Consider the following 2,159-nt stretch of genomic DNA (forward strand, 5'->3'; position numbering starts at 1 on the left):
TCCGATGAGTCTCCCACTTCGCTCCGAGAGCCAGCGGGCCAGCGGATGATCAAAGCAGCGTCCCCGCTGGCCAACCTGCTCCGAGGCATGCCGCAGCAGCCAATCGGCAAAGTCATCCAGCGAAAGCTCCATGTCTGCCTCTCTGATTAGGAGACAATACGGCACCGCTCCAGCAGCAGTGTTACCCCAAAATATCGGCGCTCGCCATTCTCGCCATCGATGAGCACGCACACGCTGCCCTCCTCCGAGATGGAAGCCACGACGCCGCGCGCGGCCATCCGCTGCGGGTTGGGCGGGAAACGCCGGCGATGGGGGAGAAGCAGATCTTCGGGGATTTCAACGACCCGCCCGCAGAGCGTGCGCCGCGCGCGGGAGACGATCTCGTCGTAGCGAGGCGATCGCCGACGGCAGATCCGCCGCCGACGCGCAGGGATAAGCAAAGGGACGGACATATAAGCCCTCCTTTAAAGGAAAAGAGAGGAATATAAGAGGAATGGATTGGGGGGATGAACGCCAGGGCTGCTGGCCGAGCGCCTCCGCTGCGGCTGCTGCCCTCTCGCCCTCGATCTGCTGATCGAGAAGGAGAGAGCAGCGGCCCGCCCGCAGCGGCCCATCCGCGGGCTTCCGCCTCCTCTCTTCCATGTGGCCGCGGGCGCCGGCCCCTGGCAGGCCGATCCGTATTCGGTTGTCAGGGTTCCCTGTGTGATCACTATGCAAATGCTCTAGACTAAGATTACAATGATCTAGACCACTTTGTCAAGGGGCATTTTATAAGTATTGATTTTCCTCTTGTCAAGTGCTATTTCTAGGATATAACCTAGAGCGGAGGATTGCATGTCTCCCGACACCAAGATTGACTCTATTATGGATGACCTTCGTCGTCGTATCCTTGCAGGAAGCTACGGGACCCAAGGACGTCTTCCCGGGTTAAGGATGCTGGCGAGGGAATTCCGGACATCTCAAGAAACCATGAATAAAGTTATCCAGAGGCTCCAGGCTGAGGGGTTGCTCTCGAGCCTGGGTCAGCGAGGGATCTTCATTCGAGCTAGCAGAACCCGTATTCCAGGGCTGCTCCCTCGTTTTGATCTCTATCTAAAAGAGATGGGACTTGAACCAGTGGAGGAAAACCTGGAGGATCCCGCACTGATTCCAGTGCCGCCGGAAATTGCTGATCTTATGGGGGTTCCGCCAGATGCTCGTGTTGTCCGCCGCATTCGGAGACAAGGTACTATCACTGCTTACATGCGGATTGCAGAAAATTTTTATCCTCAAGAACTTGCTGGAGAATTCATCGAGCAGATGAAAGCGGATGCCCACATGGATGTCGTTGAGGCGATTAAACAGCGGCATGGCATAGTCATCAATCAGGTCCATGAAGATATTATTGCTCGTCTCCCCTCTAAGCAGGAGCAAAGCTGGCTCAAGATCCCAAGAGGATCGCCGATTATGGAGGTGGATCGCGTCTGTCGATCAAAGGAGGGTACAGTTGTGATGTGCAATCGGTTGCTTCTCGTCGCAAGTTTTTTCGTTTTGTCCCGGGAGTACAATGTCTCTCATTGGGATCAGGTTTAAGTTCGAAGGGGGAATTCTAGCGAGAGGAATACAAAGCAAAGCAGAGGAAGAGGAAGAAGAGGAACCTAGTGCTGTTCCAATCCCTCAACGGGCTTAAGCAGCGTTCCGACCTCCTGCTCGCCGCGCAGGATCACCCGCTCGGCGAGGTGGGTTCCAATCCCTCAACGGGCTTAAGCAGCGTTCCGACGGTCCCCTCTTTAGAGTAGCATCAGGAGCGGCGTCCGTCAAGCCGTTTCGAGCATCCCACAAAAGCGGTCACTCCTGACCGCTTTCATGCGGTCATGATGCCAGCCCCTGTGGTCCTGCGGTGGCTTGTGAGGCCCTTCGAGCATCGCTGCGTGGGAAGCCGGGAGCCGGGATGCTCGAAGCGAACGGCACGAGCGGCACCAGCGGCAGAGTGGGTTTCGTGAGCAGCGCTTGACAGCGACTGCGGGGGATGGTAAGGTAGAGGCAGCAGTGTTCAGGAGGGCCCGATGGAGCAGCGGATTGCCGACCTGGAGCGGCGCGTCAGCGAGCTGGAGTTTGTCTACCGGAACCTGGCGAAGGATACGACCATACTCTATGGCATCCTGCGGATGGATTTGGAT

2 protein-coding genes are annotated in these 2,159 nt (G+C 57.1%); one reads left to right on the plus strand and one right to left on the minus strand.

The window, feature by feature from the left end:
- Positions 1-146: 146 nt before the first annotated feature.
- Positions 147-452, minus strand: coding sequence for a hypothetical protein (locus tag ACFMO7_RS02235; RefSeq protein WP_376793904.1), 306 nt, complete (start codon positions 450-452; stop codon positions 147-149).
- A gap of 382 nt (positions 453-834) precedes the next feature.
- Between ACFMO7_RS02235 and ACFMO7_RS02240 the strand changes: the two genes are divergently transcribed.
- Entirely contained in the window at positions 835-1,572 is a 738-nt protein-coding gene (locus tag ACFMO7_RS02240) for a GntR family transcriptional regulator (protein WP_151729115.1), read from the plus strand.
- The last annotated feature ends 587 nt before the right edge of the window (positions 1,573-2,159 follow it).

Origin of the sequence: Thermogemmatispora sp. (assembly GCF_042408735.1) — a bacterium.
Lineage (GTDB): Bacteria > Chloroflexota > Ktedonobacteria > Ktedonobacterales > Ktedonobacteraceae > Thermogemmatispora.